The organism is Thalassococcus arenae (assembly GCF_019104745.1).
Taxonomy (GTDB): domain Bacteria; phylum Pseudomonadota; class Alphaproteobacteria; order Rhodobacterales; family Rhodobacteraceae; genus Thalassococcus_B; species Thalassococcus_B arenae.
This window is the reverse complement of record NZ_JAHRWL010000002.1, coordinates 833,564-848,251: the sequence shown is the minus strand read 5'-3', so window position 1 is coordinate 848,251 and position 14,688 is coordinate 833,564. Positions and strand designations below refer to the sequence as shown.

Here is a 14,688-nt window from a genome sequence, read left to right as displayed (position 1 = left end):
CGTCGTGGTTTGCCAAACCGTTCGGTTCAGTGTTTGATGCGCGCAACCGCGACAGGGAGCGCTGCATGCAATACGACACAATCCTTTTCGACATCACCGACGATATCGCCACGGTCACGCTGAACCGTCCCGACGTGATGAATGCGCTGAACACCCAGATGCGGGCCGAGATCACCGATGCTGTGCAGACGGGCGGTCGCGAGGCGCGCGTGGTGGTGCTGACCGGCGCGGGCAGGGCGTTCTGTTCGGGCCAGGACCTGGGCGATCGCGCGAATGCCGCGAACCTGGATTTGGAACGCACGCTGCGCGATGAATACGTGCCGATGCTGCGGGCGATCTTCGATTGCCCGGTGCCGACGATCAGCGCCGTCAACGGCGCGGCGGCCGGGGCAGGGGCGAACCTGGCGCTGTCGGCCGACGTGGTCATCGCCACCGAATCGGCCTTCTTCCTGCAGGCCTTCACCCGGATCGGCCTGATCCCCGATGCCGGCGGCACCTGGTTCCTGCCGCGCCAGATGGGGCTGGCCAAGGCGATGGGGGCGGCGTTGTTCGCCGACAAGATCAGCGCCAAGCAGGCCGATGACTGGGGCATGATCTGGGAATCGGTGCCCGATGCGGGGTTCGACGCACATTGGAAGGCGCGCGCAGCGCATCTGGCCAAGGGGCCGTCGGCAGCCTATGCGCGGGTAAAACAGGCGTTGCGCGGGTCGTTCGAGAACGACATCGAGGCTCAGCTGGCGCTTGAGGCCAAGCTGCAGGGCCAATGCGGCAAGACGCGGGACTTCAAGGAAGGCGTGGTGGCCTTCCTTGAAAAGCGCCCGGCGCATTACGAGGGCCGCTAGACCGCAGCCGATCGGTCCAGCAGCACCACGGCGCTGGCGTCGATATCGAAGAAATCCACGTCCGTCAGCGTGGCGAACCGGATGCCGTTGGCAAGAATGCCCACCGCGCCGTCATCGTCTTCGGTCAGGGTGATAAGCGGTTCGGGGCCGGTATAGGAATAGACCAGCACGTCACTGGCGGGGTCGAATTCGGTGATGGTCACCGCCTGGTCGCCAATCCAGTCGCCGGCGATCAGCGTGTCGACACCGGACCCGGTGAGAACGGTGTCGTTTTCACCCAGGATCGCCACGTCGTCGCCCGCGCCCAGGCGCAATTCGTCGCCCGGATCGCCGGGGTTGGGCTCGAGGACAAGGTTCAGCGCCTCTTCGACCGCATCATCGGGAATCGGGCCGGATGTCGTGCTCAGCAGCGCGATCACCGCATCGACATCGCCGGTGCCTCCGGAAATCACCAGATCGTCGCCGTCGCTGCCGATCAGCGTGTCGGCGCCCGCGAAATCGACGATCAGGTCGTCACCCGGTCCGCCGCGGGACAGGTCGTCGCCGAGACCGCCGTAAAGCAGGTCGGGGCCGTCGCCGCCGTTCAGCGTATCGTCGCCGCCGCGTCCGGCCAGAAGATCGTCGCCACCCAGCCCGTCGATCCGGTCGTCGCCCGCGCCACCTTCGAGGAATTCGCGGTCTTCGGTGCCTTCGATCCTTGCGCCGCGGATGTTCTCATCACCGTCGCTGCCGCCATCATCGTCATCATCGGACCCGATGCTCATCAGCAGCAACGGCACCGCCAGCGCGAACAGCAAACCCAAAGCAATCATACCTTGTCCCCCAACAAGAACGGCCTGCCGAAACCGTATCGGCATGGGCCATGTCACCAATCAGCACGCGCCGGTTTCACGGCAAAATCAAATCAATTCGAGCCCCGGCAAGTCCGGCAGATCGTCGCGCGGCCGCGGGGCGAACCTCGCCGGCCGCGCGGGCCCCCCGGGTCAAACGATCGCGTCGGCCAGCGGGTCGGGTTCCTGCTGGTCGGTTTCGGTTTGCGTATAGGCGTCATCGGTGTCGTTCGGACCCGTCCAGTCGTCATAGGCGACGGCATACTGGTCGCAATAGGCATCCGTCTGCGCAGGCGGGATGAAACACAGATCGTCCACGGCACCGGACCCGGCCAGCACCACGTCCATCACAGCCACGCCCTCGACCCCGATCGCCACTTCGGCCGTGCCGTTGTTGCCGGTGATCGGAATGTCGATCGACGAGATCAGTTCGCCCTCGGCATCGTAGAGGTCGATCATCCCGCCCGGCTCTTCGATGTCCAGCACGGTCAGGCTGGTCACCACGGACGGCGCGTCGAAGTTGAAGGTGATCGTGCCGCCATGGGCCTCGTCATCGGGGTCGTCGCTGTCATTGTCCTCGGACACGATGATCGCATTGCCCTGGTCCGGGAAATGCAGATCCCAATCGCCGCCGGTCGGGTTGGCGGTGTCGAAGATCATCGCATCGTTTTCGCTGTTGGCGTCATCGCCGTTGCGCTGCGCGCTGACGGTGAAGAAATCGAACTGGCCATCGACGACATCGCCCGCCGATGCGGTTTCGAAATCCTCGCAAACCTCCTGGCCGCCCTCGACCACGACGGTTTCGATCTCGCGCACCTCGACATTGTCGATGCGGATCTTTTCGTTGCAGGCCGATATGTCCGAAACGAAACGGAACTGCACGCTTTCGGTGGCGTCGTCCAGAATGCCGCCGGCATATTCCAGTCCGGACATCGAACCGGTGATTGCCTGGCCGGTTTCCGACCCGACCAGGGCGTTGCCGGCGTCGTTGACGCGGAATTCGTCCAGAACCACCCAGTCGCCGCCGTCGATCTGCACCTCGACGCGCAGGCTGTCGGCATAGCGCCCGTCGGCTTCGAATTCGTGGATGTTGATGCCGCGGGCGTCGAAGGCGAATTCCACCGGCCCATCCACCGCCAGTTCCGCGAAGGTGATCGCGCCGTCGTCGCCGCCGTCGGTTTCCAACTGGCCATGGCGCACGTCCCAATGCGTGCTGCCCTCGACCGCATCGCTTTGGCTGGCATAGGACAGCCCGTCGAAATCCTCGGACTGAATGACGACCGGCACCTGCGTCGTGAGCGGACCGGAAGACAGGCTCGTGGTCGTGACCTGGATGTTGTCGACTTCGAGGATCTCGTTGGCCGCCGAGATATCGGCGACCAGCCGGAAGCTGGCGGTGCCGTCGATGCCGTCGAGCACTCCGCCGGAATAGGTCAGGGTGGTGGCGTCCCCGCCGCCGAAGCTCTGCCCGGTTTCCGATCCGGTGAAGGTGTCGGTATGCGGGTCGACCACGAAGGTATCCAGCACGATCCACGACCCGTCATCCAGCTGCACCTCGACCGAAAAGCTGTCGGCATAGCTGCCTGACGCCTCGAAATTCTGGGGATTGATCGCACGGATGTCGAAGCTGAGCGCCGCCGCACCCGCAACAGTCACCGGGTCCAGCCGCAGCGCACCGTCGCCCGCGCCGCTGGCCCGCGCCGCGCCGCCCTGGGCGAACCAGCCATCGGCCGAAGCGATGCCGGTTTCGGTTTCGATATCAGCGCCGTCCGATATGCCGAAATCCACGTCGATCACCGTTTCGGTGACCTCGATCGCGGCGGTTTCGCCGCCGATCAGCGCCAGCCCCTGACCGTTGTCGGAATTGACCACCGCGACCAGCTTGGACATTTCGACGTCATCCAGCGTCAGCGGCTGAAGACTGTCGAGGTAAAGGGTGAAGCCGGTTTCGTTGACCTGGCCCGCGTTCGATCCGGGGTTTTCGCCGAACTGCACCTCGACGTCGAACTGTTCCTGGGTCTGCGCACCGTTGTCGAGCTGGTTGAGGATACCCGGTTCGGCCCGGAAGTCGATCACGTCGCCGATCGGATCGTCGACCTTCGGGAAAATGGTGATGGTCGGCGTCACGCTGTCGTCGGTCAGGTTGAAGAAAAAACCGTCGATATCCGTCGTCGGGTCTTGGCTGAAAAGCTGGAAGACGAGGTTGCCTTCGTCTTCGGTAATGACAAGGCGGACGACCGGGTCGCATCCGAGCAAAATGGTTTTTTGGGTTCCGGACATGACGCCCTCCTGAAATACGCGAAACATCCCCCCGAGATGCGGGTTCGGAATACCTTAATGTCGCCGCATTTCTGACGGATTTGACGGAAACAGACTGTTTCCAGGCGTTTTCACAGCCTACGGACGGCCATTGAATTGGCGTGTGAAGACAAAGGCCCGAAGCGCGGAGCATTGTCGCCTGCCAGGCGACGGGATCTGCGGCAGGAAAATGGCACAGGGCTTGGCACCGAAACGAAAAAACCCGGCGCCGGGGCGCCGGGTTCCGCAAGGTTTCGCGGCGATGCGTTCAGCGCTTTTCGATGTCCACGTAGTCGCGCTGCGTTTCGCCCAGGTAAAGCTGACGGGGGCGGCCGATCTTGTGTTGCGGATCGCTCAGCTGTTCCTTCCACTGGCTGATCCAGCCGACAGTGCGCGACAGCGCGAAGATCGGCGTGAACATCGAGGTCGGAAAGCCCATCGCCTCGAGGATGATGCCCGAATAGAAATCGACGTTCGGGAAAAGCTTCTTTTCCGCGAAATAGGGGTCGGCCAGGGCTGCCGCTTCCAGTTCCTTGGCGACAGCGAGGATCGGGTTGTTCTCGACCCCCATCAGGTCCAGCACCTCGTCGGCGGATTGTTTCATCACCGTCGCGCGCGGATCGAAATTCTTGTAGACGCGGTGGCCGAAGCCCATCAGGCGGAACGGATCGTTCTTGTCCTTGGCGCGGGCGATGTATTCGGGAATGCGGTCGGGCGTGCCGATTTCCTTGAGCATCTCGAGGCAGGCCTGGTTGGCGCCACCATGCGCCGGGCCCCAGAGGCAGGCGATACCGGCGGCGATGCAGGCAAAGGGATTGGCGCCCGAGGACGAGGCCAGCCGCACCGTCGAGGTCGAGGCGTTCTGTTCGTGATCGGCATGCAGGGTGAAGATGCGGTCCATCGCGCGCGCCAGGATCGGGTCGACCACGTATTCCTCGGCCGGGACCGCGAAACACATGTGCAGGAAGTTCGCCGCGTAATCCAGATCGTTGCGCGGATAGACGAAGGGCTGGCCGATGGAATACTTGTAGGCCATCGCCGCGATCGTCGGCATCTTGGCGATCAGCCGGTGGCTGGCGATCTCGCGCTGCAGCGGGTCGGAGATGTCGGTGCTGTCGTGGTAAAAGGCCGACATGGCGCCGACCACACCCACCATCGTCGCCATCGGATGCGCATCCCGGCGGAAGCCGCGGAAGAAGTTGTGCATCTGCTCGTGGATCATGGTGTGGCGGGTGATCGTGCTTTCGAAGCTCTCAAGCTCGGCGGCGGTCGGCAGGCTGCCGTACAGCAGCAGGTAGCAGACTTCGAGGTAGTGCGACTTGCCGGCGAGCTGATCGATCGGATAGCCGCGATGCAGCAGGATGCCCTCGTCGCCGTCGATATAGGTGATCGTGCTGTCGCAGCTGGCGGTCGAGGTATAGCCGGGATCGTAGGTGAACACGCCGGCCTGGCCATAGAGCTTGCGGATGTCGATCACGTCCGGCCCGGCGGTCGGGGAATGGACCGGCAGATCGAAACTTTTTCCGTCGATGGTCAGAGTGGCGGTTTTCGTCGGCTCGGCCATGCTGTTCTTCCCTTCCACAAAGCGGTCTGGCGGGCGCCATTGCCCATCAGACGAAAAGCATCTGGCCGTGCGGTTCAGGCGCCTCGGAGGCGGTCAGGCATCCGGTCCCGCGGCTGCGGCCTCTGTCAGGCGCGCGAGCGTTTCATCCCGCCCGAGCACCAGCATCATGTCATAGACGCTCGGGGTCACGGACCGGCCTGCCAAGGCCGCGCGGAGCGGCCCCGCCAGCTTGCCGAATTTCGTGCTCTGGGCTTCGGCAAATCGGGTCATGACGTCTTCGAGATCGTCGCGGTTCCAGCTAGCATTTTGCAGCTGCGGCGTCAACGCAGCCAGTATACCACGGGATACCGTATCCAGCGCGGATGCCGCCCTCTCATCCATCTCCACCGGGCGTTTTGTCAGGACAAAGTGTGCCTTTTCAATAAGTTCCGGGAAGGTGCGTGCCCGCTCCTTGAGGCAATACATCGCACGTCCCAATCCGTCTTGCTGGGTGGGCGTCAGTGGCGGAAGACCTGCCGCGTCGAGATAGGCCATCAATTCATGCAGCAGCGCAGCATCGTCGGCGGTGGCGATGTGCTGACCGCAGAGGTTTTCAAGTTTCTTGAAATCGAACCGCGCCGGCGACTTGCCGATTCCCTCCAGCCCGAACCACTCGATCGCCTGCGCGTCGGTGAAGAATTCGTCGTCGCCATGGCTCCAGCCCAGACGGGCGAGGTAGTTGCGCATCCCGGCTGCCGGATAGCCCATCTTCTGGTATTCGTCGACGCCCAGCGAACCGTGCCGCTTGGACAGCTTCTTGCCATCGGGGCCGTGGATCAGCGGGATATGGGCGTAGACCGGCAGGTCCCAACCCATTGCCGTGTAGATGCCCATCTGACGCGCCGCGTTGTTGAGATGGTCATCGCCGCGGATCACGTGGGTCACACCCATGTCGTGATCGTCCACCACCACCGCCAGCATGTAGACCGGCGTGCCGTCCGAACGCAGCAGAACCATGTCATCCAGCTGGTCGTTGCGGATGGTGACGTCGCCCTGAACCGCGTCGCGGATCACGGTCGCGCCCGTCTCGGGCGTGCGCAGGCGGATCGCATAGGGTGCGTCGGGATGGCTGGCGGGATCGGCATCGCGCCAGGGGCTGCGGAACAGGGTCGAACGGCCCTCGGCGCGGGCGGCCTCGCGGAAGGCTTCGATCTCGTCCTGGGTCGCGAAACACTTGTAGGCGCGGCCGGCCTCCAGCATCTGGCGGGCCACCTGGGCATGGCGCTGGTGCCGGTCGAACTGGCTGACCACCTCGCCGTCGTGGTCCAGTCCCAACCAGTCCAGCCCCTTGAGGATCGCTTCGGTCGCCTGCGGGGTCGACCGGGCGCGGTCGGTGTCTTCGATGCGCAGCAGGAACGTGCCGCCATGGTGCCGCGCGAACAACCAGTTGAACAACGCCGTGCGCGCGCCGCCGATATGCAGATAGCCGGTGGGCGACGGGGCGAAACGGGTGACGACGGGTGTGTCGGCGGGTCCGGGCATGCGCGTTAACCTTGTGATAACCAAGTCGGAGCTAGCGTTGAGCGTTCCTTAAACAGGCCACCGGGCGGGGGCAAGCATGGGCACCGCGCTACGGGCACTTGCCGCGATATTGCCGGACCAGCGCGGGTTTCTCTTTCCCTGGGCGCCGGTCTGCTTGGCCTGCGGCATCGGCTTTTACTTTGCACTCAGGGTCGAACCGCCGGTCGCGGCGCTGTGGCTGGCGGCGCTGTCCGGAGCGGCGCTGGTCGGGCTGGGCCTGCGGGCCAATGCGGTGGCCGGGCCGTTGCTGATCGCGGCGGGGCTGGTGGCGGCGGGTTTGGCGCTGGCCGGCGCGCGCAGCCACACGGTCGCGGGACCGTTGCTGGATTTCCGCTATTACGGTCCGATCCAGGGCCGGGTCGTCGGGATAGACCGTTCGGCATCCGATGCGGTGCGCCTGACGCTGGACTGGGTGGTGCTGGACCGCATGGCGCCAGCCGACACGCCGGCCCGCGTGCGCGTGGCGTTGCACGGACAGCAGGGATACGCCGATCCCGCGCCCGGCGCCACGGTGATCCTGACCGGACATCTGTCGGCGCCGGGCGGCGCGGCCGAACCCGGCGGCTTCGATTTCCGCCGCCATGCCTGGTTCCTGCGGCTGGGCGCCGTGGGATATACCCGCACGCCCGTCCTGCTGCTCGAGCCGCCGCAGGGCGGGCAATGGGTGTTCCGGGCGCGGATGTGGCTTTCCGAACGGGTCAAGCGGACCCTGCCCGGGGAAACCGGTGCCTTTGCCGCGGCGGTGATGACCGGGGACCGGTCGGGGATGGGGCAGGCCACGCTGGACCAGCTGCGCGACACCAATCTCGCGCATCTGATCGCCATTTCGGGTCTGCATATGGGGCTGCTGGCCGGAACGGTCTTTGCCGCGCTCCGCCTGGGCCTGCTGCTGATCCCGGCGGTGCGGCTGACCTGGCCGGTCAAGAAACTGGCCGCGGCGGGCGCGTTGTTGGCCGCCGCCGGTTACCTTGCCCTGTCGGGCGGCAACGTGGCCACCGAACGCGCCTTCGTCATGGCCGCCGTGGCGCTTCTGGCGGTGATGCTCGACCGGCGCGCGCTCAGCCTGCGGGCGGTGGCGCTGGCCGCGCTGATCATCCTGTCGCTGCGGCCCGAGGCGCTGCTGGGGCCGGGGTTCCAGATGTCGTTCGCCGCCACCACCGCGCTGGTCGCGGTGTTCGAGGCGCTGAGCCGGGCCGACGGTTTGCAGCGTGCGCCGCGCTGGCTGCGCCCCGTTCTGTCGCTCGTGATCTCATCGGCGGTGGCCGGCGCGGCGACGGCGCCCATCGCGATGGCGCATTTCAACCAGGTCGCGCATTACGGCCTGCTGGCCAACCTCGTTTCGGTTCCGGTCATGGGGGCGGTGGTGGTGCCAATGGCGGTTCTGAGCGCGGTGCTGTTGCCCCTGGGTCTGGACTGGATCGCGCTGTGGATCATGGGGCTGGGCCTGGACTGGATCTTGGCCGTGGCGCACCATGTCGCGCAGTGGGACGGCGCGGTGGGCGCGGTCGTGGCGCCGGGCCCGGCAGTTCTGCCGCTGATCGCCGCGGCGGGTCTGATCGCGGCGATCTGGCGGGGCCGGGGTCGGGCCGCGGCCGCGCTTCCGCTTGCGGTCGCTGCGGGCTTGTGGATGTCGGCCGAACGGCCCGCTCTGCTGGTGGCCGAGGATGGCGGGCTGGTCGGAATCCTGACGCCGGAGGGCCGCGCGCTGTCTCGTGACCGGGGGTCGGGATTCGTCGCCGGGATCTGGCTGGAAAACGACGGGCAGGGCGGCGATCAAGCCGGTGCGGCGGCGCGCTGGCCCGGGCAGAATGCCGACCGGATCGCCCGCGCCAGCCTGGGCGGTGTCGAGATCGTCCACCTGCAGGGCAAACGCGCCGCCGCCGCATTCGCGGGCTGCACACCCGGCGCCATCGTGGTCGCAACCGTCGATCTTCCGGCGATGACCGGTTGCACGGTGTTCGATCCGAAAACGCTGAGGGCGACCGGCGCGGTGGCGTTCTGGGACAACAAGGGGGCGCTGCGGTTCGACAGCGTGACGGCGCGCAGCGGCCAGCGACTGTGGCACGGAGCCGGGCCCGCGCCGCTGCGTCTGGCGAAAGCTCAGTAGGTGCGGATCAGCCCGACCAGCTTGCCCTGCACCTTGACCGCCCCGCGCGGCAGCACGCGCGGTTCATAGGCCGGGTTCGCGGCTTCGAGCACGATCATGTCGCCCTTGCGCTTGAAATATTTCAGCGTCGCCTCGTACCCTTCGACCTGGGCCACAACGATATCGCCGTTGTCGGCATCCGATGCCTCGCGGATGACCACGACATCGCCGTCGTTGATCCCGGCGTCGATCATCGAATCGCCCTTGACCTCGAGCGCGTAATGCCGCGCCGAACCGGACAGCATCTGTCCGGGGACGGCGATCTGGGGCGGGTTGTCGGCGATGGATTCGATCGGCACGCCGGCGGCGATCCGGCCCATCAGCGGCAATTCCTGCGCGTGCAACGGGCTGACCGTCATCGCGCGCGACGGCGGGTCGGCGCGGTCGCCCTCGATCACCTGCGGAACGAAACCGGCGGGCGCCGAGCCCAGGCTTTCAGGCAGCTTGACGATTTCCAGAGCGCGGGCCCGATGCGGCAGCCGGCGGATGAAGCCGCGTTCCTCGAGCGCGGTGATCAAACGGTGGATGCCGGATTTCGAACGCAAGTCCAGCGCGTCCTTCATTTCGTCGAAACTGGGCGGCACCCCGTCACGGGTCATCCGCTTGTTGATGAAGTCCAGCAGATCCAGCTGTTTCTTGGTCAGCACGGCATCTCTCCCACAGCGCCTGTCTTTGGTTTGTTCTAGACATGTTCCCGTTTTGTGTCAACGGGCCTGTGGATAAGTGCGGGTCACAGCGGCAGATACGCCACCCTGTCTCCGGCGTTGCGCGCCGGATCGTTTGGTGGCCGCACGACCAGCGCGTTCGAGGCCGCCAGCAAGCTGAGCAGGCTCGAATCCTGGTTCGCGGCGATCCGGATGCCATCGGGGCCAAGCGTGGCGCGCATGTAATGCTCGCGCGGGCCGTTGGCGGGGGCCACGTCGGCCAGCGGTGCGGTCCGGCGCGCAGCCGGATGCGCGCCGAGGCCCAGCATCGCCCGAACCACCGGCGCAAGAAAGACATGGCCGCATACCATGGCCGAAACCGGGTTGCCCGGCAGGCCGACCATCATCGCATCGCCCAGCCGCCCCGACATCAGCGGCTTGCCCGGGCGCATGGCGACCTTGTGAAAGGCCCGCTCCAGCCCCATTTCACCCGCCACCTGCGCCACCAGATCGTGATCGCCGACCGAAGCGCCGCCGATCGTGACCACCAGGTCGGCATCGTCGACAAGACCCAGGACAAAGCGCAGGCTGTCGGGATTGTCCCGGGCGATGGGCAGGATGCGGGGCGACGCGCCCAGATCGCGCAGCAAGGCGTGCAGGCCAAACGTGTTCGACGCGACGATCTGGTCGGGGCCGGGGTCTTCGCCCGGCTGCACCAGTTCGTCGCCGGTCGAGATCAACGCGACCACCGGCCGCCGCGTGACCGGCAAGGTGGCGTGGTTCATCGCAGCCAGCAGCGCGATGTCCTGCGGAACGAGCCGTTTCGGCGCGGCGAAGGTGAAATCCCGGCCGAAATCGCCGCCGGCGGGGCGGATATGGGTGCCCTGGTCCAGGGTTTCGCCCAGCGTGATCGTGTCGCCGTCGCGGGTGACGTCCTCTTGAATGACGATGCGGGTCGCACCGTGCGGGACGGGCGCGCCGGTGAAGATGCGCACGGCTTGGCCGTCTGCAACCGGGCCGTCGAACCCGCTGCCCGCCGCGGCCTCACCGATCACGGTCAACGTCGCGCCGGGCGTGGCGTCGGTCACGGCATAGCCGTCCATGGCCGAGGCGGAAAAGGGCGGCTGCGTGCGGCGGGTGAGCATGGGATGGGCCAGCACCCGTCCCGCGGCTTCGACCAGCGGCACATCCTCGGACGGCAAGACGGGCGCGAGTGCGAACAGGCGGTCGAGGGCCTCGGCGACGGAAATCATGTCGCCTCGTAGCGCCCTGATTTTCCACCATCCTTCAGGATCACGCGGATGCCGCCGATCTCCATTGCCTTGTCCACGGCCTTGGCCATGTCATGCACCGTCAGCGCGGCCGTCGACACGGCGGTGAGCGCTTCCATCTCGACGCCGGTCTGGCCGGTGGTCTTGACGGTGGCCTCGATGCGCAGGCCGGGCAGATCGGGATCGGGGGTGATTTCGACCGACACCTTGGTGATCGGCAGCGGATGACACAGCGGGATCAGCTCGGCGGTCTTCTTGGCGCCCATGATGCCGGCCAGTCGCGCGATGCCGATAACGTCGCCTTTCTTGGCGCGCCCTTCGATAATGATGTCATAGGTTTGGCGCGCCATCTTCACCCAGCCTTCGGCGATGGCGATGCGCGCCGTGACGGCCTTGTCCGAGACATCGACCATATGTGCCGCGCCCTGGTCGTCGAAATGAGTGAGCCCGCTCATGCCGGCACCGGGTTCTCGAGGATGGCGCGGGTCGCGGCCGCGACATCGCCCTGCCGCATCAGGCTTTCGCCGATCAGGAAGGCGCGGGCGCCGTGCGCGGCCATGTTGGCCAGGTCGGCCGGTGTGTTCAGGCCCGATTCCGAGATCAGCATCCGGTCGGACGGCACCCGCGCCGAAAGATCCCGGGTTGTCTGCAGGCTGGTCTCGAAGGTCTTGAGGTTTCGGTTGTTCACCCCGATCAGCGGCGATTTCAGGCGCAGCGCGCGGTCCAGTTCCGGGCCGTCATGAACCTCGATCAGCACGTCCATGCCCCAGCCGAGCGCCGCGTCCTCGAGTTCGGCCGCCTGTATGTCTGACACGCTGGCCATGATGATCAGGATGCAATCGGCGCCCAACGCGCGCGCCTCGGCGACCTGGTAGGGGTCGTACATGAAATCCTTGCGCAACGCAGGCAGCGCGGTCGCAGCGCGGGCTTGCGTGAGAAACGGTTTGGCCCCCTGGAAGGACGGCGTGTCTGTCAGCACCGAAAGGCAGGTGGCGCCCCCGGCCTGATAGGCGCGGGCCAGTGTCGCGGGGTCGAAATCGGCGCGGATCAGCCCCTTGGAGGGCGAGGCCTTCTTGATCTCGGCGATCAGGCCGTAGCCGGTTTTCGCCGCACGCCGCAAAGCCTTGGCGAAGCCCCGGACGGGATCGGCTTCGCGCGCCTCGGCCTCGATCTCGGCAAGCGGTTTGGCGGCCTTGTCGGCGGCGACTTCTTCGAGCTTGTAGGCCTTGATCTTGTCGAGGATCGTGTCGGTCATGGCGTCGTCCAGTTGATCGGCGTGTCCCCCTTGGCTTTAAGCCAGTCGTTGACGCGGGAAAAGGGGCGCGAGCCGAAAAACCCCCTGCGCGCGGACAGCGGCGAAGGATGGGCGCTGCGCAGGATCAGGTGTTCGGGGCCGGCGATGTGATGGGCCAGGCCCTGCGCATGGCCGCCCCACAGGACGAAGGCGCGCGGTGCGTCCGACAGGCGGTGCAGGACCTCGGTCGTCAGTTTCCACCAGCCCAGCTTGGCATGCCCGCCCGCATCGCCCGCCGGGACGGTCAGCGCAGTGTTGAGCAGCAGCACGCCCTGCGCCGCCCAGAACCGCAGATCACCGTTCGGGGGCGCGGCGCCAAGATCGTCCTGCATCTCTCTGAAGATATTCGACAAAGATCGGGGAAGGGGTTTGACATCGGGAGCCACGGAAAAGGCAAAGCCATGGGCGTGCCCCGGCGTCGGATAGGGGTCCTGGCCCAGGATCACGACACGGGTGGCATCGGGTGGGCAGGCGGCAAGCGCGGCGAAGACTTGGTCGGCGGGCGGCAGAACGGGCCGTGTCTCGGCCTGCAGCGCCAGCGAGATCACCAACCAGTCGCGCCGGAAGAACGGCAGATCGTGCCAGCCAGCGGGCGGGATGGCAAAGGGCGGTTGGCTCACGCCGCTTGCGTCGCGGCGGCCAGTCCTTCGACCTTGGCCCGGGCCGCGCCGCTGTCGATGCTGTCGCGCGCAAGCGCTACGCCGTTGCGCAGATCGTCGACCTTGCCGGCCACGACCAGCGCCGCTGCCGCGTTGAGCAGAACCGCGTCGCGATAGGCCGACGGCGCACCGTCCAGCAGGGCGCGGAACGCGGTGGCGTTTTGTTCGGGCGTGCCGCCCAGCAAGTCATCGAATGCGTGCACGGGCAGGCCGGCGTCTTCGGGGTGCAGCTCGGCCTCGCGGATGCTGCCGTCTTCTTCCAGCGCGGCGATCCAGCTGACGCCGGCGATCGACAGCTCGTCGGTGCCGTCGCCGCCATGCACCAGCCAGGCGCGTTCGGACCCAAGCGCGCCCAGCGTTTCGGCCATCGGGCGGATCAGGTCGCGGGAAAAGGCGCCGGTCAACTGGCGCTTGACACCGGCGGGATTCGTCAGCGGGCCGAGAATGTTGAAGATCGTGCGCGTGCCCAGTTCCGTGCGCACCGGCATGACATGTTTCATCGCCGGATGATGCATGGGCGCCATCATGAAGCATATACCAACGCTTTTGAGTGCCTTTTCAACGGCTTCCGAGCCGATCATCACGTTGATGCCAAGCTGACCCAACGCATCCGCAGCGCCTGATTTCGACGACAGGTTGCGGTTGCCATGCTTGGCCACGGTCACGCCGGCACCGGCCACGACAAAGGCCGTGGCGGTCGAGATATTCAGCGTGCCCTTGCCGTCGCCGCCGGTGCCGACGATGTCCATCGCACCGGCGGGCGCGGCGACCTTGTGGCACTTGGCGCGCATCACCGCGGCGGCCGCGGCGTATTCGTCCACCGTTTCGCCGCGGGTACGCAAGGCCATCAGCAGGCCGCCCATCTGCGCCGGCGTCGCCTCGCCCTCGAACAGCACCTCGAAGGCGGCTTCGGCTTCGGCGCGGCTCAGCGGGCGGTCGGCGGCGGCGCCGATCAGCGGTTTCAGTCGGTCGCTCATGCCGGGGCTTTCATGGTGTCGAGGAAATTGCGGATCAGCGCGTGACCGTGTTCCGAGGCGATGGATTCGGGATGAAACTGCACGCCGTGGATCGGCAGCGTCTTGTGGCGCAGGCCCATGACCGTGCCGTCCTCGAGCCAGGCGTTGACCTGCAGGCAATCCGGCACGCTGTCGCGGTCGACCACAAGCGAATGATACCGCGTGGCCGAAAAGGGCGAGGGCAGCCCGGCGAAGACCCCGCTGCCGTCATGGTGCATCGTGCCCATCTTGCCGTGCACGATTTCGGAATGGCGCACAACGGTGCCGCCGAATGCCTGACCGATGGTCTGGTGGCCGAGGCAGACGCCGAAAAGCGGTGTGCCGGTTTCGGCCGCGGCCTGCGTCAGGGCCAGGCAGATGCCCGCCTGATCGGGGTCACAGGGGCCGGGCGACAGCAGGATTCCGGCGGGATTCAGGCCCATCGCCTCTTGCACGTTCAGCGCATCGTTGCGGCGCACGACGACCTCGCATCCCAGCTCGCCGACATAGTGGACGAGGTTATAGGTGAAGCTGTCGTAGTTATCTATCAGCAGAAGCATGGCTTTTGTCGTCTCGGGGCTGGAA

At 66.3% G+C, this 14,688-nt stretch carries 13 protein-coding genes; 2 read left to right on the top strand and 11 right to left on the bottom strand.

Annotation, left to right across the window (positions count from 1 at the left end; genetic code table 11):
• The first annotated feature begins 65 nt into the window (after nt 1–65).
• Nucleotides 66–842 carry an enoyl-CoA hydratase-related protein gene (locus KUH32_RS15435; protein WP_217779493.1) on the top strand — a complete coding sequence of 259 codons (777 nt, stop codon included), beginning with the start codon at nt 66–68 and terminating at the stop codon, nt 840–842.
• On the opposite strand, the gene KUH32_RS15430 is transcribed toward KUH32_RS15435, so the two are convergent.
• From KUH32_RS15430 to gltX, 4 genes are all read right to left on the bottom strand, one after another.
• A complete protein-coding gene (locus tag KUH32_RS15430; protein WP_217779492.1) occupies nt 839–1,654 on the bottom strand; it encodes a calcium-binding protein in 816 nt (271 codons plus the stop codon). The two genes, KUH32_RS15435 and KUH32_RS15430, sit on opposite strands and share 4 nt — an antisense overlap.
• Nucleotides 1,655–1,825: 171 nt before the next feature.
• Nucleotides 1,826–3,952 (bottom strand): hypothetical protein, encoded by a 2,127-nt coding sequence (locus KUH32_RS15425; RefSeq protein WP_217779491.1) that lies wholly within the window; start codon nt 3,950–3,952, stop codon nt 1,826–1,828.
• A gap of 286 nt (nt 3,953–4,238) precedes the next feature.
• Nucleotides 4,239–5,534 carry a citrate synthase gene (gltA, locus tag KUH32_RS15420; protein WP_217779490.1) on the bottom strand — a complete coding sequence of 432 codons (1,296 nt, stop codon included), beginning with the start codon at nt 5,532–5,534 and terminating at the stop codon, nt 4,239–4,241.
• A gap of 93 nt (nt 5,535–5,627) precedes the next feature.
• On the bottom strand, nt 5,628–7,055 hold the full coding sequence (gltX, locus tag KUH32_RS15415) for a glutamate--tRNA ligase (RefSeq protein ID WP_217779489.1): 1,428 nt from the start codon (nt 7,053–7,055) through the stop codon (nt 5,628–5,630).
• 76 nt (nt 7,056–7,131) lie between these two features.
• Between gltX and KUH32_RS15410 the strand changes: the two genes are divergently transcribed.
• Nucleotides 7,132–9,201, top strand: coding sequence for a ComEC/Rec2 family competence protein (locus tag KUH32_RS15410; RefSeq protein WP_217779488.1), 2,070 nt, complete (start codon nt 7,132–7,134; stop codon nt 9,199–9,201).
• On the opposite strand, the gene lexA is transcribed toward KUH32_RS15410, so the two are convergent.
• The 7 genes from lexA to KUH32_RS15375 form a co-directional block, all read right to left on the bottom strand.
• On the bottom strand, nt 9,195–9,887 hold the full coding sequence (gene lexA, locus KUH32_RS15405; RefSeq protein WP_217779487.1) for a transcriptional repressor LexA: 693 nt from the start codon (nt 9,885–9,887) through the stop codon (nt 9,195–9,197). The genes KUH32_RS15410 and lexA overlap by 7 nt on opposite strands.
• An 83-nt stretch (nt 9,888–9,970) precedes the next feature.
• Entirely contained in the window at nt 9,971–11,137 is a 1,167-nt protein-coding gene (locus KUH32_RS15400; protein WP_217779486.1) for a molybdopterin molybdotransferase MoeA, read from the bottom strand.
• The gene (gene moaC, locus KUH32_RS15395) at nt 11,134–11,610 is read right to left on the bottom strand and encodes a cyclic pyranopterin monophosphate synthase MoaC (protein WP_217779485.1); all 477 of its coding nucleotides are present in this window, start codon (nt 11,608–11,610) and stop codon (nt 11,134–11,136) included. The genes KUH32_RS15400 and moaC overlap by 4 nt, the downstream gene beginning before the upstream one ends.
• Nucleotides 11,607–12,410, bottom strand: a complete 804-nt coding sequence (gene trpC, locus KUH32_RS15390; RefSeq protein WP_217779484.1) for an indole-3-glycerol phosphate synthase TrpC — start codon at nt 12,408–12,410, stop codon at nt 11,607–11,609. Before trpC ends, moaC begins: the two co-directional genes overlap by 4 nt.
• Nucleotides 12,407–13,069 (bottom strand): uracil-DNA glycosylase, encoded by a 663-nt coding sequence (locus KUH32_RS15385; RefSeq protein ID WP_348541126.1) that lies wholly within the window; start codon nt 13,067–13,069, stop codon nt 12,407–12,409. Before KUH32_RS15385 ends, trpC begins: the two co-directional genes overlap by 4 nt.
• A complete protein-coding gene (trpD, locus tag KUH32_RS15380) occupies nt 13,066–14,085 on the bottom strand; it encodes an anthranilate phosphoribosyltransferase (RefSeq protein ID WP_217779483.1) in 1,020 nt (339 codons plus the stop codon). The genes KUH32_RS15385 and trpD overlap by 4 nt, the downstream gene beginning before the upstream one ends.
• Entirely contained in the window at nt 14,082–14,663 is a 582-nt protein-coding gene (locus KUH32_RS15375) for an anthranilate synthase component II (RefSeq protein WP_217779482.1), read from the bottom strand. The genes trpD and KUH32_RS15375 overlap by 4 nt, the downstream gene beginning before the upstream one ends.
• Between the last annotated feature and the right edge of the window lie 25 nt (nt 14,664–14,688).